The sequence below is a fragment of the Oerskovia paurometabola genome (genome assembly GCF_016907365.1).
GTDB classification, from domain to species: domain Bacteria; phylum Actinomycetota; class Actinomycetes; order Actinomycetales; family Cellulomonadaceae; genus Oerskovia; species Oerskovia paurometabola.
Window position 1 is genome coordinate 450,028 of the sequence record NZ_JAFBBV010000001.1, and the last position, 17,899, is coordinate 467,926.

Here is a 17,899-nt window from a genome sequence, read left to right on the forward strand (position 1 = left end):
GTCATCACCTCACAGGTAGTCGTAGAACTTGGGGCGAAGGGCCATTGCGTGGATCACGCGAGGGTCGTCGCCTTCGGGATCAGCAACGACGAGCTCGAGAAGCGTCCCAGCGCTCGTCGCCCCGATGACGAGCATCTTCTCAGTGCCTTGGCGGACCTCCCGCATCGGCACCTGGAGAGCGGAGCGGATCTCTTCGCGGGAGACACCGTGCTTCAGGGCATCGGGGAGGATCCGCATCTGTCAAAGGTACTTTGACAGATGGATTGCGTCAAGCCTGCTTTGACATTCGCCCGCTCCTGCGGTGTCGGTACGAGAGCCGTCCCGTCGAGTGTGTCGTCGTGTCAGACCACGTCCTCGCGCTGCAGCCGGCGCAGCGTGATCCAGCCCAGCAGGACCGGGACCCAGCACGAGATCAGCCGGTAGAGCAGGACTGCGGGCAGGGCGATCGCGGACGCGATCCCGAAGCTCACGAGCCCGCCCGTGAGCGCGGCCTCGACCACGCCCACGCCGCCCGGGGTCGGGGCCGCCGACGCGAGCGTCTGCCCGACCATGGTCGAGAAGGCCGCGGCGACCGGGTCGCTGCCGCCGCCGAGCGCCAGGAGGCAGGCCCACAGGGTCGCGGCCGAGGAGACCGTGGTGCCCATCGCGCCCAGGACCGCGAAGGAGAGCCGGCGCGGGTCCTTCGCGAGCCCGCCGAGCTGGCGGAAGGCGGGCAGCACGTCGTCACGCGCGTACGTGCGGACCGCGTGCCGGAACCGCGGCACCGCGAGCACCACGACCCCCGTGACGACGACCGCGACGGCCGCGGCGAGCAGCGCCCACCTGGCCCAACCCGGCACGTGGTGGTCGATGCTGCGCCCCGCGACGAGCGCGAGCACCGTCAGGAGCACGAGGTGGACCAGGACCTGCACGATGCTCTGGAGCGCGACCGTGCCCGTCGCGAGCGCCGTGCTCATCCCGGACTTCGACAGGTAGCGGACGTTGAGCGCGAGCGACCCGACGCTCGCCGGGGTCGCGGTGCCCGCGAACGCGTTCGCGAGCTGGACGCGGGTGGTCCGCAGGAACGGCAGGTGCCTCGGGGAGCACGCGGCGAGCGACGCCGCGGCGGCGAAGAACCCCGTCGCGGCGAAGAGCACGGCCAGGAGCGCCCACGCCGGCTGGGCGTCGCGCAGGGCCTCTCCCATGCGCGGGATCTCGCTGATCTCCGGGATGACGACGTACGTGAGGCCGCCGATGAGCACGAACCACACCAGCACGCGCAGGGCGTGGCTCGTGGGGGACCGGGTGGGCTTCGGGGGCGGGCCCGGGGCCCGGTCCGAGGCCTGGGGCTCGGGGTCGGGTGCGTGCGTGATGACGTGCTCCTTGCCGAGATGTGCGGGCCGTCCCGTGACCCTACCGACGCGCGGGGTCCGGCGCACCGGACCCCGCGCCGGGCGGCCGGGGTGACCGCGCGGTCAGTCGTTCGGCGTGACCTCGGGCAGCGGCGCGGGGCCGTCCGCGGGCACCCAGCCCTTGGGGGGCCGGACCGTCGGGACGTCGCCCACGATCGGCACCGGGCGGCGGTGGAACGGGAAGCCGTAGCGGGTCACGAGCCCTGCGAGCGTCGTGAGGCGGTTGCGCGGCCCGATGAGGCTCATGATGTGCACGAACAGCCACGCCAACCACGCGGTCCCGCGGGTCAGCCGGAGCTTCCCGGCGATGTCCGCGACGGCCGCGCGGCGTCCGATGACGGCCATGGTGCCCTTGTCGAGGTACCTGAGCGACGTCGTCGGGCGTCCTTGGACGAGCGCGCGGATGTTGCGCCCCACGACCTTGCCCGACTGGATCGCGGGCTGGGCGAGCTGCGGCAGGCCCGCGGGCGAGACCGCGACGTCTCCCGCCGCGAAGTGGTCCGGGAACCCCTCGACCTGCAGGTCGTCGCCCACGCGGATGCGCCCGCCCTCGCCCAGGGGCAGGTTCCAGCGCGAGACCTCCTCGTGCGGGGCGACGCCCGCGGCCCAGATCGTGAGGTCCGAGCGGATGAAGTCGCCGTCGGTGAGCTCGACGCCGTCGGGCAGGACCTTGGCGACGCCCGCGCCCAGGTGCAGGTCCACCCCGCGGCGCTGGAGCTCGCGCGCCGCGTACGTGCGGAGCTTCGCGGGGAAGGGCTTGATGAGCTCGGTGCCGCGCTGGACGATCTTGACGCTGAACGCGTCGCCGTGGATCTCCGGGTACGCGGGCGCCAGGCCCTGCGTGCGGAGCTCGGCGAGGGCGCCCGCGACCTCGACGCCGGTCGACCCGCCCCCGACGACGACGACGCGCAGGCCGTCGTCGGTCCCCGGGGAGGCCGCGGACTTCTCGAGGCGGACGAACAGGGTGTCGCGGATCTTCAGCGCCTGCGAGCGCGAGTACATCGCGAACGCGTGCTCCTTGGCGCCGGGCGTGCCGAAGAAGTTCGTCGTGACGCCGTTGGCCAGCACGAGGTAGTCGTAGCGGATCTCCTCGTCGTTGAGCAGGCGCAGCGTCTTGGTGTGCGGGTCGAGGCCCACGAGGTGCTCGTGGACCACGCGCACGTTGCGCTGCCCCAGGCGCAGCGCGCGCAGGAAGTACGTGACGTCGCCCGGGTTCAGGCCGCCCGTGGCCACCTGGTAGAGCAGCGGCTGGAACGTGTTGTAGACGCGGCGGTCGATCAGCGTGACGCGCACGGGTGCGCCTGCGAGCGCCTTGACGGTCGCGAGGCCTGCGAACCCGCCGCCCACGACGACGACGTGGGGGAGCGGTGCCCCGGTGGGTGCGGGGTGGGCGGCGGTGCCGTCGTTCACTGTGTGCCTTCCGATGAGCCGGGTGGTCCGGGGCACGAGCGTATGTCGCCCGGGGGGCGGTTGCGAGACGGGCCGCGCGGCCCGAGGTGGGTGGTCCGGACCGGGGCGCGAGGGCCCGTCTCGGTCCGGTGGACCCGTCTCGGCGGCCGTGCGTGACGGGGATCACGGGACCGGGTATCTGACGCCGTGTGGACAACGAGGGTTCCCGGCGCGTAACTTCGAACTGACCGGTCAGTCTAAAAGAGTGATCGGACCTGGAACTCTCGGAGGAACCCCCATGAACCAGCCCGTCGCACGGCACGGCAGCGACGAGGCCACGTACCTCGTGCAGGCCCCGACCACCGCCCCCGACCACGGCACCGCGGCGAACGTCAGCAGGCCCGACGGCGCCGCCCACCTCCCGCCGGGCGAGCTCGCCGCCGCGGACATCGCCGCCGACCTGACCCTGCGCGGCCCGCTCGGCGGCGAGATCGCCGAGCCCGACACCCCGCCCCTCGGCGACGGCACGCCCCCGCACGCGGTCAGCGCCTACGACCTCCAGCTCCACGGCCCGCGCGGCCTCGTCTACGGCCCCGTCGACCTCGAGATCCCGGCCGGCGAGGTCGTCGTCCTCCAAGGCCCGCAGGGGGCCGGCCGGTCGAGCCTGCTCCTGACCCTCGCGGGCCGCATGGCTCCCGACCACACCCCCGACGGCTGGCTCGTCGTGCTTGGTGAGAACCTCACGGGCCGTCGCGCGCGTCGCACCGCGGTCCAGCGCCGCGCAGCGATCGCCGGCTTCCACGGGATCGACGAGCTCGACGACGCGGTCACCGTCGGGGACTCGGTGCGCGAACGCCTCACGTGGCTCGCGCCCTGGTACCGCCGGACCCCCAAGGTCACCCAGGAGGTCTACGAGCGCGTGGCCCGCCCCGTGTTCGGGCGCCGCGAGCTGCCCGCGCTCGACGCCATGGTCTGGGACCTCGACGAGGTCGACGCCATGCTCCTGCGCATCGCGATCGCCATGGCCCAGGACCCCGAGCTGCTCGTCGTCGACGACCTCGACCAGGTCCACGACTCGGCCCGCCGCCAGATCGTCTGGGGACGCCTCGAAGCCCTCGCGGCCACGGGCGTGACCGTGATCGGCTCGGTCGCCTCCGCGGGCGAGGTCGACGCGATGCGCTGGGGTCGCGCCCCGCACGTCGTGCGCCTCGCGACCGGCCCGCAGCTCGTCGCGGCCTGACCCACCACCCCGGGCGACGGTCGTCGCCCCGCCCACGCTCCGCCGTCGGGCCCCATCCTTCGCACGAACAGAACGGAAGACACCTCTCGTGATGTCCTGGACCTCCACCGGTACGGAGCTGCGGCGGTTCCGCCGCGGCCTCCTGCCCAAGCTCGCCGTGGGCGCGATGATCTTCGTGCCCCTGCTCTACGGGGCCATGTACCTCTGGGCCTTCTGGGACCCGACCGGCAACCTCGACAAGTTGCCCGTCGCGATCGTCAACGCCGACACCGGCACCGAGGTGGACGGTGAACGCCTGGACGCAGGCGAGGAGGTCACGTCCACGCTCGTCGACTCGGGCGACCTCGAGTGGGCGCGCGTCGACGCGGCCGAGGCCGAGAAGGGCGTCAGGGACGGCACCTACTACTTCGCGCTGACCATCCCCGAGGGCTTCTCCGAGGGCATCGCGAGCGCCGCGGGAGACGACCCGCAGTCCGCGCAGCTCATGGTCACGTACAACGACGCGAACTCGTTCCTCGCCACGACCCTGGGACGCAGCGCCATGACGCAGGTCCAGGGCGCGGTGCGCGAGGAGATCGGCGCGCAGGCCGTCGACAAGGTCCTCGTGGGCCTCGGCAGCGCCCGCGACGGGTTCGCGCAGGCCTCCGACGGCGCGCTCACCCTGACCGCCGCGAGCGGTCAGCTCACCGACGGCGCGACGCAGGTCGCCGACGGTGCGACCTCCGCCGCCGACGGCGCGGGCACGCTCGCGTCCGGGATCGACCGGCTCGCCGACGGTGCAGGGTCCGCCGTGGCGGGCGCCGGAAAGCTCGCGACCGGCGCGGGCGCGCTGTCCCAGGGCGCGACCTCGGCGAGCGCGGGCGCCTCGAAGCTCGCCGCCGGAGCGTCCTCCGCCGCCGACGGCGCCTCGGCCCTCGCGGCCGGTGCGGCCACGACCCAGTCGGGCATGGTCCAGCTCGCCGACGGCTCGCAGAAGCTCGTCGCGGGCTTCACGGCACCCGACGGGCTCGTGGCCGGGGCCGACAAGGCCGCCGCAGGCGCCCAGCAGGTGTCCGACGGCGTCGCGCAGGTCCAAGGACAGGTCACCTCGCTCACGGGCAGCGTCCCCACGCTCCGCGCGCTGCTCCAGCAGAACGCCGCGACGCTCGGCGCCTCGGCCGACCCCCGGGCGCAGGCGCTCGCGGCCGCGAACCAGCAGGCCCTCGGCCAGCTCCCGTCCGACGCCGAGCTCGCCACGAGCGCAGCCGGGCTCCAGGCCCTCGCCGACGGCTCGAAGCAGGTCGCGGCCGGGCTGCCCGCCCTCTCGACCGGCCTCAGGACGGCCTCTGCCGGAGCAGCGCAGATCGACGCGCAGCTCCACCCGGGCTCGGGCACGCAGACCGTCCGCGACGGCGTCGACGGCGTGGCCGCCGGGGCCGCGACCCTGAGCGACGGCCTCACGACCCTGCGCGGCGGTGCCTCCGACCTCGCGGCCGGGAACGCCTCGCTCGCGTCGGGAGCGGGCACGCTCGCCGCCGGGACCTCGTCCCTCTACTCGGGCGCCCAGCAGCTCGCCGACGGCGCACAGTCCGCCGCGGCCGGCGCCGGGGCGCTCGCCGACGGCACCAGCACCCTGGCCGACGGCGCCACCCAGGTCGCCGACGGCGGCGCGCAGCTCACCGACGGTGCGCAGACGCTGACCGACAAGCTCGCCGAAGGGTCCGAGGCCATCCCCGACGACGGCACCGCCCTGCGCGAGCAGCGCGCCGACGTCATCGCGGCCCCCGTGACCGTCGCCGACCACGACCTGGCCGAGGCCGAGGGCTTCGGCGAAGGGTTCGCGCCGTTCTTCATCCCGCTCGCCCTGTTCGTGGGAGCGCTCATCACGTGGCTGCTCATGCGCCCGCTGCCCTCGCGGGCCCTCGCGACGCCCGCCTCGGGCCTGCGGACCACGCTCGCCGGGTTCCTGCCCGCGCTGTGCATCGGGTTCGCGCAGGTCGCCGTGATGCTCGCCGTCATCCACTGGGGCGTGGGCCTCGACATGACGCACGCGCTCGGGACGCTCGCGTTCACGACGCTCGTCGCCGCGACGTTCCTCGCCCTCCAGCAGGCCCTCATGGCGCTGCTCGGCCCGGCCGCGGGCAAGGTCGCGATCCTCGCGCTGCTCATGCTGCAGCTCGCGTCCTCGGGCGGCACCTACCCCGTGCAGACCACGCCCGCGTTCTTCCAGGCCATCCACCCGCTGCTGCCCATGAGCTACGCCGTCGACGGGCTGCGCCAGACGATCACGGGCGGCGTCGACGGACGGCTCTGGTTCGCGGTGGTCTACCTCGGCGTGCTGCTGCTAGCGTCGCTGGCGATCAGCGCCTGGCGTGCGGGCCGCATGCGCACCTGGACCCTCGACCGCCTGCACCCCGCGCTCGAGATCTGACGACGAAGAGGCTGGACGAACGATGACGACGACCAAGGCGGACCCGACGGCGGATGGACCGGGCGCCGTCGGGCCCCTTGAGCCCGGCGCCACCGCAGAGGCCGGGACCCGGCGCGAGCAGGCCTTCGCGGCCCGCCGCGCCGGGACCCGGCAGCAGATCATCGACGCCGCCGTGAGCCTCATCGCCGACCAGGGGTTCACCGCCACGTCCGTCGAGGACATCGCGGCCGCCGCGGGCGTGGCCAAGGGCAGCGTCTACTACAACTTCGGGTCCAAGTCCGACGTGTTCGAGGCCGCGCTCGCGGGCGGGCTCGAACGCCTCACCCTCACGCTCTCCGAGGCCCGCGGAGGGCTGCAGGGCAAGGAGGCGCTCGCGGCGCTCATCGCGTCGCTCCTCGAGCAGATCCGCGCCCACCCCGACTTCGCCAAGCTCCTCGCGGCCGAGGTCTTCCGGGTCGGGCGCGAGTGGCAGGAGACGGTCGGGCACATCCGTGCGCGCGTCATCGAGTTCTACGCGGCCGCGCTGCGCGAGGAACGCCCCGGGGACGACGTGTCGCTCCTCGCTGCGTCGGTGTTCGGGGCCACGCTCGTCGCGGGGCTCGAGTGGCTCGTGTTCCAGCCCGAGCGCGGGTTCGGCGAGGTCCTGGCTGCGGTGCTGGAGCTGGTCGCGGGCCTCTGAGCGCGGCCCCCGCCGAGGGTGACGTGTGCCCGCCGCCGATGGTGACGTGCCCGCCCGGCTCAGCCCAGCAGCAGCTTCCAGCAACCCACCCCGATGAGCCCCGCGAGCAGCGGCGCGACGACGGGCACCCACGCGTAGCCCCAGTCGGAGGGGCCCTTGTGCTTGAGGGGCAGGAGCGCGTGCACGATGCGCGGCCCGAGGTCACGGGCCGGGTTGAGTGCCGGACCGGTCGGGCCGCCGAGCCCCGCGACGAGCGCCCACACGAGGAAGCCGAGCGCCATGTGCGCGAGCCCGGGCTCGGTCGTGGTCAGCGGCGAGTTGACGATCGCCAGGGCGCACGAGAACAGGATGACCGAGCCCAGCAGCTCGTTCGCGAACCCGTTGACGCGGCTGTGCGCGGCGTTGACGGTCGAGAAGGTCGCGAGCACGTCGTCGACGTTCTCGGTGCGGTCGTAGTACGGCTTGTGGGTCGCGACGATCGCGAGCTGCCCCGCCATGGCCCCGAGCATCTGCGCGACCACGTACGGCGCGACGTCGGCCCACGGGAACAGGCCCCACGTCGCGAGCCCGATCGTGAACGCCGGGTTGATGTGGTTCCCGCTGATCCCGCCGAACATCAGCGCCGGGATCATGACGCCGAACCCGTACCCCATCGCGATGAGGCTCCAGCCGCCGCCGTATCCCTTGGACCCCTTGAGGTGCACGTTCGCGACCGTGCCGTTGCCGATGATGATGAGTATCGCCGTGCCGATGAACTCGCACGCGGCACGCACCGCCAGGGAGTAGTCCGGATCCATGCGCACACCCTGCCAGGGGTGGGCTGCGGGCGGGTGGCACGACACCCCGCGAGACGGGGTCTCGCGCGATCAGGCCCGACGGCGTCGCCCGCCGCGGTCGGTCCCGTCGCCGTCGGCGGTCCAGCCCGTCGCCGTCGGCGATCCTGCCCGGCACCCTCGGCGTTCCACCGTTCCTGTGTCGCGTCTCGCCCCGTGCCCGTACGCTCGCGACAACCGAACTCCCGCAGCGTCGCGTCGAGTGTGCGGTCTGCTGCTGGGAGACCAGTGGAGGAGAACGAGTGTGAGAACACGTCCGATCGTCCCGTCCGTCGCCGCGCTGAGCCTGGGGCTCGCCGCGGTGTTCGTCCCGCCGGCCGCCGCCGCGCCGCCGGCACCACCCGCGCCGCTCGAGGACCACGTCACGGGCGCCGCCGTCATGGAGCACCTCGAGCAGTTCCAGGCCATCGCGGACGCCAACGGCGGCAACCGCGCCCTGGAGACCCCGGGGTACGAGGCGAGCGCCGCGTACGTCGAGCAGGTCCTGACCGACGCCGGGTACACGCCCGAGCGCCAGTACTTCACGTTCGAGGACCTCGTGACCGACGAGCTGTCGCTCACGGCCGGCGGGGTCGCGGTCACGCAGAGCGTCTTCCCGGCGGAGTTCGCGCCCGACACCCCGCCGGAAGGCGTCACGGGACCCGTCGTCCAGCCGGCCGACGCCCTCAAGCAGGGCTGCACGCCCGACGCGTGGGCAGGCGTCGCGGCCACGGGCGGCGTCGCCCTGGTCAGCCGAGGGTCCTGCAACTTCTCGCTCAAGGTCCAGCACGCTGCCGCCGCGGGGGCGGCGGCCGTCATCATCTACAACAACACGGCGGGCCCCATCAGCCCGACGCTCGGCGAGCCCAGCGACGCGTGGGTGCCCACTGTCGGCATCACGCAGGCCGACGGGCAGGCCATCGTCGCGGGGGTCGCGGGCGGGCAGACGAGCGCGACGTACGTGCTGCAGACCTCGACCATCTCGCACACGACGTTCAACATCCTCGCCGAGACCGGCACGGGCCGGGCGGACAACGTCGTCATGCTCGGTGCGCACCTCGACGGCGTGCCCGAGGGGCCGGGCATCAACGACAACGGGTCGGGTTCCGCGGCGATCCTCGAGACCGCGGTCCAGCTCGCCGAGCACGGCGGCCCGCTCGACAACCAGGTGCGGTTCGCCTGGTGGGGCGCCGAGGAGGTGGGGCTGGTCGGGTCGACGCACTACGTCGACGACCTCGTCGCGAACGACCCGGCCGCGCTCGACCAGATCGCGACCTACCTGAACTTCGACATGGTGGGCTCGCCCAACTACGTGATCGGGGTCTACGACGCCGACGAGTCCACGTATCCGGCGCCGGTCGAGGTGCCGCCGGGCTCGCCCGAGACCGAGGACGTCTTCACGGACTACTTCGACTCGATCGGGCAGGCGTGGGTCGACTCGGAGTTCTCGGGCCGCTCGGACTACCAGGCGTTCATCGCGAACGGCGTCCCCGCGTCGGGCCTGTTCACGGGCGCCGACGACGTCAAGACCGAGGCCGAGGTCGCGCTGTTCGGCGGCACGGCGGGGATCTGGCAGGACCCGAACTACCACTCGGCGAACGACGACATCGAGAACATCGACCCGGTCGCGCTCGACATCAACGCCAAGGCGATCGCGCACGCCACGGCGTCGCTCGCGGCGGACACGTCGGCGATCAACGGCGTGGTCTCGCCGGTCGACCCCGAGCTGACGGGGCTGTCGGCGACCGCGCGATGCACGGGCAAGGTGGCCTCGCTGTCGGTCGTCGCGACCAACGGCGAGGACCGACCGCTCGACGTCCGCATCACGACCCCGTTCGGCGAGAAGACGTTCAACCACGTCAACCCGGACAAGCTTGCGCACCAGTCGTTCAGCGCGAGGTCAGGGTCGCTCGCGGCGGGCAGCGTGACGGTGCGGGCGTGGGACGACACGGGCTCGCAGGAGACGTACACGCTCGACTACGCGGCGCTCACCTGCTGACCTGACCGTGAGACCGAGGTCGCCTCTACCTCGGCGGCAGTACCCGACGGCGCCCCCTCCTCCGGCGAGACTCTCGCCGGAGGAGGGGGCGCCGTCGGGCACGGGGAGGTCAGGCCGGTGGGGCTGGGTCGCCCGGCGAACCCGGTGGGCCGGCTGCCGCGGCCGCCTCCGCCTCGCGTGCCGCGACGTTGCGCTTCGAGAGCAGGCTGTGCCGGTACCCGAACGACGCGTAGATCACGAGCCCGATCACGACCCACACGAGGAACCGCAGCCACGTGAGCGTCGTCAGGTTCGTCATGAGCCACAGGCACGCGACTCCCGAGAAGATGGGCAGCACGGGGGACCACGGGACGCGGAACCCGCGCTGGATGTCGGGCCGGGAGCGACGCAGGATCGGGATGCCGAAGCTCACGAGCACGAACGCCGACAGCGTGCCGATGTTGATCATCTCCTCGAGCAGCTCGACCTGCGCGAGCCCCGCGATGAGCGCGACCACGATGCCAGCGCCCACCTGGAGGCGGACCGGGGTGTGGAAGCGGTGCGAGGTCTTGGAGACGCCGCGTGGCAGCAGACCGTCGCGGCTCATCGAGAACATGACGCGCGTGAGCCCTAGGAGCAGCACCATGATCACGGTGGTCAGGCCGATGAGGATGCCGACCGAGATGACGCGTCCGGCCCAGTCGGCGCCCACCAGGATGAAGGCCGTGGTCAGGGAGGGATCCTCGGAGGCCGCGAGGTCGGTGTAGGAGACCATGCCCGTGACGACGAGCGTCACCAGGATGTAGAGGACCGTGACGACCGCGAGGCCGCTCAGGATGCCCTTCGGGATGGTCTTCTGCGGGTCCTTGGCCTCCTCGGCGGTGGTCGCGACGACGTCGAACCCGATGAACGCGAAGAACACGAGCGCCGCGCCCGCGAGCAGGCCCATGACGCCGTACGTCGTGGGCTCGAGGCCCGTGAGGAAGCCGAGCAGGGGCTGCTCGAGCGCCGACTTCTCGGGCGCTGGCTGCGACGGCGGGATGAACGGCGTGTAGTTCTCGGCCTTGACGTAGAAGAAGCCGACGACGATCACGAACAGCGTGATCGCGACCTTGATGATCGTGAACACGCTGTTGATGCGGCTGCTGAGCTTGGTCCCGATCGCGAGGAGCGTCGTGAAGACCGCGACGATGAACACCGGCCCCCACTCGAGGTCCACGGGACCGATCGGGATGGTCAGCGGCAGGTCCACCCCGAACAGCGAGAACGCGTCCGCGAGGTAGATGCCCCAGAACTTCGCGATCACCGACGCAGCGAGCAGCATCTCCAGGATGAGGTCCCAGCCGATGATCCACGCGACGAGCTCGCCCATGGTCGCGTAGGAGAACGTGTAGGCCGAGCCCGCGATGGGCAGGGCCGAGGCGAACTCGGCGTAGCACATGACGGCGAGCGCGCACACGATCGAGGCGATGACGAACGAGATGATGACCGACGGCCCGGCGAAGTTCGCGGCGGCCGTCGCGCCGACCGAGAAGATGCCCGCCCCGACCGCGACCGCGACACCCATGACCGCGAGGTCCCAGGCGTTGAGGTCGCGCTTGAGCGACCGTTCCGGGTCGTCGAGGGCTGCGAGGGACTCCTCGACGGACTTGAGTCGTAGAACACCGTTGGCCATCGGACCAGTCTGTCCGGCGGGTCGCCAACACGCGCGGCGGGGGCGCGCGCCGCCCACGGTGACGGGGCCACCCGCCCACGGTGACCGGGCCACCCGCCCAGGGTGACCGGGCCACCCGCCCACGGTGACGGGACGGACTCGCCGGTGCGACGCCGTCGGGCCGGAGCGGTGCGCGGACCTGGGAGAATCCTCCGGTGACCCTCTCGACCCCGGAACCCGTCCGACCCGGCGCGAGCACCGCGACCGGCGAGCTCCTCGCGGTGTGCCGCGTGCACGTCCTGCTGCCCGACGCGGGCGCGGTCGGAGTGACCGCGATCGACAAGCGACCCGTCGAGGGACCCGTCAAGGTCCGGCCCCTGGGGCTGTACGCCGACGTGCAGGCCGACCGCGCGCACCACGGCGGTGAGGAGCAGGCCGTGTACGCGTACTCGCAGGAGGACGCCGACCACTGGTCGGCCGAGCTCGGCTACGAGGTCACGCCCGGGCTGTTCGGGGAGAACTTCCGCACGCGCGGCGTCGCGGCGAGCGGGGCCCTGATCGGTGAGCGCTGGCAGGTGGGGTCCGCGGTCCTGGAGGTCACGCAGCCGCGCACGCCGTGCTCGACGTTCGCGCGGCGGCTCGGCGAGGAGCGCTGGGTCAAGAGGTTCACCGACGCGAACCGCACGGGCGCGTACCTGCGGGTCGTGACCCCGGGCGAGGTGCGGGCCGGGGACGCGGTCGAGGTCGTTCACCGGCCCTCGCACGGCGTGCGCATCGCGGACTGGTTCGGGGCGCGCGTCGCGGGCACGACGGTCGAGGTCTCGCAGCGCCTGCTCGCGGCCGAGGCCGCAGGCGAGGTCCGGTTGTCGGCCGAGGTGCGGGAGCGCGCCGAGCGCGCCGTCCGCTGATCCGTCGCTGAGTGCGGAGTACTTGTCGCCGGATCGCCCGTTCGACGACAAGTACTCCGCACTCAGCGCGCATCAGGCGCGCCGCGGCTCGGCCGGGGGCCACTCGCCGTCGTCCGAGCCGTCGTCGGCCGCGAACAGCAGCTCGTGCAGCCGGACCTGGACCTCCTCGACGTGCGGGACGTCGGGCAGGGTCATGCCGGGCTTGGCGGTCGCGTCCGAGATGATGAGCGTCCCGCAGCCGAACATGCGGTCGACCAGGTCCTTCTCGTACGTGACGTCGTTGATGCGGTAGAGCGGGATGTCGCGGCCCGTGCGCGTGAGGATGCCGGTGCGTGTCGACAGGCGCTTGGTCGTCACCGTGTACTTGGTCGTCAGCCAGCGCAGGTGCGGCACGACGACCCACACGAACGCCGCGACCGCCGCCACGCCGAGCGTGCCCCACAGGATCACGGGGTGCTCGGGGGAGAACCAGAGGATCGCCGCCGCCGCGGCCACGATCAGGACCAGGACCAGGATCGGCAGGAACAGGGCCTTGGGGTGGGTCCGCAGCTCCATGACGACGGTCTCGCCCTCGGCGAGGTTCTTGTTGACGCTCATGGGGAGCATCGTGCCACCCCGGGTGGGTGTCGCGGCGCGGTGTCCCGGTCAGGCCGTCGGCAGGTTCCACCCCTCGACCGTGCGCAGGCCGTGCCCGTGGCCGAGCAGGCTGATGCTCGCGGTGCCCAGCTCGAACCGCGCGGCGGTCGCGGGTCCCAGCTCGAGCCAGACCGCGGCGAGCACGCGCAGCAGGTGACCGTGCGCGACGAGCAGGACGTCGCCGCCGTCGCGCAGCACGGGGTCGACGCGCCTGACGACTGCCCGCGCCCGGTCGGCGACGTCGTCGAGCGTCTCGCCCTGCCGGGTCCCCGGCTCGCCCGGGGCGCCCTCGGCACGGGGCACCACGTGCACGCCGTCTCGGAAGATCAGCCAGTCGCGCCCGATCTCCTCGCTCACGTCGTCGGCCGTGCGGCCCTCGACGGGGCCGTAGTCCCACTCGGCGAGGTTCGGTTCGGCGACCGCGTCGGGGTAGCCCGCGAGCTCGGCGGTCCGCCGGGCGCGCAGCAGCGGGCTGCGCAGGGCGAGGGCGAACGAGCGTCCGGCGAGGAACGCCCCGGCCGCCCGGGCCTGGTCCTCGCCGAGCGGGGTCAGGGGGATGTCGCTCGTGCCGGTGTGCTGGCCGGAGCGGCTCCACTCGGTCTCACCGTGCCGCAGGAGCACGAGCTGGGGGTCGGGCATGGGGTCCTCCGGGGTCGGGGTGCTGTTCCGAGCATCCCCCAGGCCCGACGGCGGAGCACCCGCTGGGCGGCCGTCGTACCCCGCGGACGGGTCGCCCGGGAGACGGGCCGGGGGCCGCCGAAGGGCCTCCGGCGGCGCCCGCACGGGGAGGCCGCGAGCGGGTGTGACCGAGTCGGGGGTCGTCCTGGAGCCTGTTCTGGCTCTAGGCTCGTCCGTCATGACCACCTACTCGATCCTGACGGCGACCGCTGCGCTGCGAGGCGAACCGTTCGAGGCCGAGACCGACGAGGCGGCGCTCGACGTCGTCCGGTCACGCAAGCGGAGCGGGAACCTGCCGCTCACCTCGTTCTCGTTGCAGACCTCGGACGACCGCACGGTCGCGTCGTGGAGCGGGGCGCACGAGGTCGTCTGACCCGCTGGCTACCCGGCGCGCAGCGCGTCCGTCGAGGTGTCGTCCGCCCTGGCCGCGTCCTGGACGCCGAGCGTCGTCCCCAGGGTGAGCCCGCCGTCGTCGGGGTCCGAGAGGGGGGCGAGGCCCAGCCGGGAGTAGAACGCGATCGCGCCGTGGTTCTTGGCGCCGACGCCGAGGTGCAGGCCCGGGACGCCGAGGTCCGTGAGCTGGCCCGTGAGGTGCTCGATCATGCGTCGTCCCCAGCCGGTGCCCTGCGCCTCGGGGAGCAGGTCGATGTGCAGGTGCGCGGGGTGCGTCGCGGGCTCGGTGAGCCAGGGTCGCGGCGTCGCGGCGGTGCGGTCGTGGATCTGGCGGACCAGGCGCGCGTCGGGCGTGGGGTCGGCGGGGTCCGGAAGGGGGTACCGCTCGCGCAGGAACGGCCACCACTCGCGCTCGCGCCACTCCTCGAAGGCCAGCGTGTCGCGGCAGCCGATCACGTAGCCGACGACGCGGTCGTCGTCGGTGACGAGCACGCTCACGAGCGACGGGTCGTGGGCTGCGTAGGGCGCGGCGTAGATCTCGCCGAGCAGGCGTGGGTCGGAGTAGACGGCGGTCGCGTCGCGGCCGTTGTCTCCCGTGCGCAGGCAGATGTCGTACAGCGCGTCCAGGTCGCGGGGCGCGTAGGGCCGGATTCTCACGGTGGTGCCATCCCTGGGTCTCGGGTCGTCCGGCGCAGTGTCCTGGTCGCGATCGGGCTCGACCTCTTGCGCGGGGCGATGTCGTGTGGAAGATTACTAGTCAAGTTTACAGACAACTATCTCGACCGACATCGATGGTGACGTCAGGGTTCAGGCACTCTTGAGCCCGAGCACCGCGGACGCCGGGGCCGGACAGGAGATCACGCCGTGAGCACGGACAGCACCAAGAGGGTCGGCAACGCGACCGTCCTGCGCGCCCTCAACGACGGAGCCGCGCTCGAGGCCCTGTTCCGTCACGGGCCCACGACGTCCGCAGGTCTCCAGGAGAGGCTCGGCCTGTCGAAGCCCGCGACCGCGACCCTCGTCGCGCGCCTGGAGGCCGCCGGGCTCGTCGAACGCTCGGGACACCGGGACGGGCGCCCCGGTCCGCGGGCGGCCGTGTGGACGCTGCGCGCCGCCGCCGGACACGCGGCCGGCATCGACGTCACGGTCGGCAAGATCAGCGTCCTGGTCGCCGACCTCGGCGGCCGGGTGCTCGGCCGGGCCGAGCGCTCGGTCGAGTGGACCACGGACGAGCACCCCGGCGGTATGCACCTGGAAGTCGTGCGCGCCGTGGTGGACGAGGCCTGCGAGCGCGCCGAGATCGCTCGCGCCGACCTGCTCCAGGTCGCCGTCGGTTTCCCCGGATCGATCGACCCCGCGACCGGCAGGCTGGCGTACGCCCCGCACATCGAGGTCTGGAACGACCAGGACGTCGAGGCACAGCTCACCGAGGTGCTGGGTGTCCCGGTCGCGGTCGAGAACGACGTCAACCTCGTCGCGCTCGCCGAGCTCGCGCGCGACGACCTGGCCGACGCCCAGGACCTGTTCGTCCTGTGGGTCGACCAGGGCGTGGGGGCCGCGACGCTCCTCGACCGCCGCATCCGCCGTGGCCGCCACGGAGGCGCCGGCGAGATCGACCACGTCCCCGTCCCCGACCCTGCCCGTCGGGGTCGCGATCCCGAGGGCCGGTGCACGGTCGCCGACCTCGTCCAGCTCGACGGCGTCGCGCGCCTCGCCCAGGGGTACCGTCTGCCGCCGTTCGACGCGGCACCGCTCGACACGCTGCGGATCGACCCCGCCCCCGCCGGACGTGCGTCCGACGTCGCGCGCAGCCCCGAGGTCCGCAAGGCCGCGACGAGTGCGCTCGAGCGGGCCGGCAACGACCCGACCGGCGATGCCGGGGACTTCCTCGACGACCTCGCCCGGCGCCTCGCGAACGTCCTGAGCATGGTCATCGGGGTCCTCGACCCCGACGCAGTGGTGCTCGGGGGGGAGGTCGCGGTAGCCGGTGGCGAACAGCTCCGCCACCGTGTCGCCACGGCCCTGGGTACCGAGCACGGTGCCCTCGCTCCAGTACTCCTGTCCACCGCACGGGGAGACGGCGTCGTCGAGGGAGCCCTCGCCGCGGCCCTCGACGAATCCCGGCGCCGGGTCTTCGAGGCAGGGAGCGTCGTCCCCTCCTAGCCCGCCGGGCCGACCCGGTCCGCCGGGACGACCCACCGACTCGCCAACCCCTCCGACCCCCACCAGACTCCACACCTCGCGACCACGGTCGACCACCCCCTGACCCGTCGCACCCTCCACCAGGCACTCCGCCGTCCCGGGCCCTCGCGCGCCCATTTTCCGAAGGAACGATGATGATCCGCACCCTGCACACACCCTCCCGAGGCACCGTCGCCCGGGCGGGCCAGACCCCCGGACGCATCCGCGCCCGGGTGACCTCCGCCGTCGGGACGCTCGCCGTGAGCGCCCTCGCGCTCTCCGCCTGCACCGCCGGGACCGACGGCGGCGGGGGCACCACCGCGGCCCCCGCCGACGACGAGGAGGTGTCGATCTCGATCTGGAGCGGATTCTCCGACCGCGAGCTCGGCATCATCGACGACGCGGTCGCCCGCTTCGAGGCCGACCACCCCAACTACACCGTCACCAGCCAGGGCAGCCAGGACGACGACAAGCTCGCCCAGGCCATCCGCGGGGGCAACGCGCCCGACGTCGCGGTGTCCTTCTCGACCGACTACGTGGGACAGAACTGCTCGTCGGGCGCGTGGCAGGACCTCGGCCCGTTCATCGAGCGGGACGGCGTCGACCTGGAGCAGATCCCTGCGGCCGTGCGCGGCTACACCGAGTTCGAGGGCACACGCTGCGCGCTCCCCATGCTCGCCGACGTCTACGGGCTCTACTACAACCTGGACCAGTTCGCGGCGGCAGGCCTGACCGAGCCGCCTCGCACCACGAGCGAGCTCCTCGAGACCGCCAAGAAGCTCACGCAGTTCAACGAGGACGGCTCGATCAAGGTCGCCGGCTTCGTCCCGCTCATGAACTTCTACGCCAACACCCCGCAGGTCGTGGGCCCCATGTTCGGCGCGCACTGGACCGACGACTCGGGGAGGTCGAGCATCTCGACCGACCCGGCATGGGCCGCGCTCGCAACCTGGCAGAAGGAGCTCGTCGACTGGTACGGCTACGACACGCTGCAGAAGTTCGTCGCCGGGTCGGGGCAGCAGTACTCGGCCGACCAGGACTTCCAGACGGGCCGCATCGCGATGGCCCTCGACGGCGAGTACCGCACGGCGTTCATCGACGACGCTGCGCCCGACCTGAACTATGCGACCGCTCCCGTCCCCGTGAGCGACGACCGGGTCGAAGAGTACGGCGGCGGGTACGCGACCGGGACGGTGATCGGCATCCCCCAGGGCGCCGAGAACCCCGGCGCCGCGTTCGAGCTCATCAAGTACCTGGCGTTCGACACGGGCTCGCTCGTGGCGATGTCCAACGGGCTCAAGAACGTCCCGACGACGCTCGACGCGCTCGAGTCGACCGAGCTCGAGGTCACGCCGCAGTTCCAGACGTTCCTCGACGTGTTCGCCTCGGACGGGCTGTCCAACAACCCGCCGTCGGCGAACGGTGGCGCCTACCTCAAGACCGTGTCCGACTTCTTCGACACGTGGCAGGCGGGCGGCGTGAAGGACCTCGACGCGGCTCTCGCGCAGGTCGACACGGACATCGAGAACGCCAAGGGCATCGGCGGCTGA

16 protein-coding genes are annotated in these 17,899 nt (G+C 72.8%); 8 read left to right on the forward strand and 8 right to left on the reverse strand.

Annotated features, from left to right (window positions below):
- Positions 1-9: 9 nt before the first annotated feature.
- From JOD48_RS02015 to JOD48_RS02025, 3 genes are all read right to left on the reverse strand, one after another.
- Entirely contained in the window at positions 10-237 is a 228-nt protein-coding gene (locus JOD48_RS02015) for a BrnT family toxin (RefSeq protein ID WP_204807052.1), read from the reverse strand.
- Positions 238-341: 104 nt separating this feature from the next.
- Positions 342-1,418, reverse strand: a complete 1,077-nt coding sequence (locus JOD48_RS02020; protein WP_204807054.1) for a lysylphosphatidylglycerol synthase transmembrane domain-containing protein — start codon at positions 1,416-1,418, stop codon at positions 342-344.
- Between the two features lie 36 nt (positions 1,419-1,454).
- Entirely contained in the window at positions 1,455-2,801 is a 1,347-nt protein-coding gene (locus JOD48_RS02025) for an NAD(P)/FAD-dependent oxidoreductase (protein WP_191789907.1), read from the reverse strand.
- Between the two features lie 277 nt (positions 2,802-3,078).
- Between JOD48_RS02025 and JOD48_RS02030 the strand changes: the two genes are divergently transcribed.
- The 3 genes from JOD48_RS02030 (at position 3,079) to JOD48_RS02040 (ending at position 7,109) form a co-directional block, all read left to right on the forward strand.
- Entirely contained in the window at positions 3,079-4,020 is a 942-nt protein-coding gene (locus JOD48_RS02030; RefSeq protein WP_204807056.1) for an ATP-binding cassette domain-containing protein, read from the forward strand.
- 91 nt (positions 4,021-4,111) lie between these two features.
- Positions 4,112-6,430 carry a YhgE/Pip family protein gene (locus tag JOD48_RS02035; RefSeq protein WP_204807059.1) on the forward strand — a complete coding sequence of 773 codons (2,319 nt, stop codon included), beginning with the start codon at positions 4,112-4,114 and terminating at the stop codon, positions 6,428-6,430.
- Between the two features lie 22 nt (positions 6,431-6,452).
- On the forward strand, positions 6,453-7,109 hold the full coding sequence (locus tag JOD48_RS02040) for a TetR/AcrR family transcriptional regulator (RefSeq protein WP_191789905.1): 657 nt from the start codon (positions 6,453-6,455) through the stop codon (positions 7,107-7,109).
- A gap of 59 nt (positions 7,110-7,168) precedes the next feature.
- Here the strand turns inward: JOD48_RS02040 and JOD48_RS02045 are convergent, their stop codons facing one another.
- On the reverse strand, positions 7,169-7,906 hold the full coding sequence (locus JOD48_RS02045; protein WP_138826684.1) for an MIP/aquaporin family protein: 738 nt from the start codon (positions 7,904-7,906) through the stop codon (positions 7,169-7,171).
- Positions 7,907-8,186: 280 nt separating this feature from the next.
- On the opposite strand from JOD48_RS02045, the gene JOD48_RS02050 reads away from it, so the two are divergent.
- Positions 8,187-9,920, forward strand: a complete 1,734-nt coding sequence (locus tag JOD48_RS02050) for a M20/M25/M40 family metallo-hydrolase (protein WP_307823920.1) — start codon at positions 8,187-8,189, stop codon at positions 9,918-9,920.
- A gap of 109 nt (positions 9,921-10,029) precedes the next feature.
- Here JOD48_RS02050 and JOD48_RS02055 read toward each other — a convergent pair whose 3' ends face one another.
- On the reverse strand, positions 10,030-11,574 hold the full coding sequence (locus JOD48_RS02055; RefSeq protein WP_204807063.1) for an APC family permease: 1,545 nt from the start codon (positions 11,572-11,574) through the stop codon (positions 10,030-10,032).
- Between the two features lie 194 nt (positions 11,575-11,768).
- Here JOD48_RS02055 and JOD48_RS02060 point away from each other — a divergent pair, with 194 nt between their 5' ends.
- Positions 11,769-12,461: an MOSC domain-containing protein gene (locus JOD48_RS02060; RefSeq protein WP_204807066.1), complete on the forward strand. Its 693-nt coding sequence runs from the start codon at positions 11,769-11,771 to the stop codon at positions 12,459-12,461.
- Between the two features lie 72 nt (positions 12,462-12,533).
- Here the strand turns inward: JOD48_RS02060 and JOD48_RS02065 are convergent, their stop codons facing one another.
- Positions 12,534-13,058: a PH domain-containing protein gene (locus JOD48_RS02065; protein WP_191789902.1), complete on the reverse strand. Its 525-nt coding sequence runs from the start codon at positions 13,056-13,058 to the stop codon at positions 12,534-12,536.
- Positions 13,059-13,106: 48 nt separating this feature from the next.
- Positions 13,107-13,736: a histidine phosphatase family protein gene (locus JOD48_RS02070; protein ID WP_191789901.1), complete on the reverse strand. Its 630-nt coding sequence runs from the start codon at positions 13,734-13,736 to the stop codon at positions 13,107-13,109.
- Positions 13,737-13,953: 217 nt separating this feature from the next.
- On the opposite strand from JOD48_RS02070, the gene JOD48_RS02075 reads away from it, so the two are divergent.
- Entirely contained in the window at positions 13,954-14,148 is a 195-nt protein-coding gene (locus JOD48_RS02075; protein ID WP_191789900.1) for a hypothetical protein, read from the forward strand.
- Positions 14,149-14,156: 8 nt separating this feature from the next.
- Here JOD48_RS02075 and JOD48_RS02080 read toward each other — a convergent pair whose 3' ends face one another.
- Positions 14,157-14,825, reverse strand: a complete 669-nt coding sequence (locus JOD48_RS02080) for a GNAT family N-acetyltransferase (protein WP_204807068.1) — start codon at positions 14,823-14,825, stop codon at positions 14,157-14,159.
- Between the two features lie 207 nt (positions 14,826-15,032).
- Here JOD48_RS02080 and JOD48_RS02085 point away from each other — a divergent pair, with 207 nt between their 5' ends.
- A complete protein-coding gene (locus JOD48_RS02085; RefSeq protein ID WP_204807070.1) occupies positions 15,033-16,331 on the forward strand; it encodes an ROK family transcriptional regulator in 1,299 nt (432 codons plus the stop codon).
- A gap of 173 nt (positions 16,332-16,504) precedes the next feature.
- On the forward strand, positions 16,505-17,899 hold the full coding sequence (locus tag JOD48_RS02090; RefSeq protein ID WP_204807072.1) for an extracellular solute-binding protein: 1,395 nt from the start codon (positions 16,505-16,507) through the stop codon (positions 17,897-17,899).

Excerpts from the sequence above, each read along its gene's own strand:
- JOD48_RS02040 (WP_191789905.1), top strand. The coding sequence starts at position 6,453 with ATGACGACGACCAAGGCGGACCCGACGGCGGATGGACCGGGCGCCGTC.
- JOD48_RS02015 (WP_204807052.1), bottom strand. The coding sequence starts at position 237 with ATGCGGATCCTCCCCGATGCCCTGAAGCACGGTGTCTCCCGCGAAGAG.
- JOD48_RS02045 (WP_138826684.1), bottom strand. The coding sequence starts at position 7,906 with ATGGATCCGGACTACTCCCTGGCGGTGCGTGCCGCGTGCGAGTTCATC.
- JOD48_RS02055 (WP_204807063.1), bottom strand. The coding sequence starts at position 11,574 with ATGGCCAACGGTGTTCTACGACTCAAGTCCGTCGAGGAGTCCCTCGCA.
- JOD48_RS02090 (WP_204807072.1), top strand. The coding sequence starts at position 16,505 with ATGATCCGCACCCTGCACACACCCTCCCGAGGCACCGTCGCCCGGGCG.
- JOD48_RS02030 (WP_204807056.1), top strand. The coding sequence starts at position 3,079 with ATGAACCAGCCCGTCGCACGGCACGGCAGCGACGAGGCCACGTACCTC.
- JOD48_RS02070 (WP_191789901.1), bottom strand. The coding sequence starts at position 13,736 with ATGCCCGACCCCCAGCTCGTGCTCCTGCGGCACGGTGAGACCGAGTGG.
- JOD48_RS02065 (WP_191789902.1), bottom strand. The coding sequence starts at position 13,058 with ATGAGCGTCAACAAGAACCTCGCCGAGGGCGAGACCGTCGTCATGGAG.
- JOD48_RS02035 (WP_204807059.1), top strand. The coding sequence starts at position 4,112 with ATGTCCTGGACCTCCACCGGTACGGAGCTGCGGCGGTTCCGCCGCGGC.
- JOD48_RS02075 (WP_191789900.1), top strand. The coding sequence starts at position 13,954 with ATGACCACCTACTCGATCCTGACGGCGACCGCTGCGCTGCGAGGCGAA.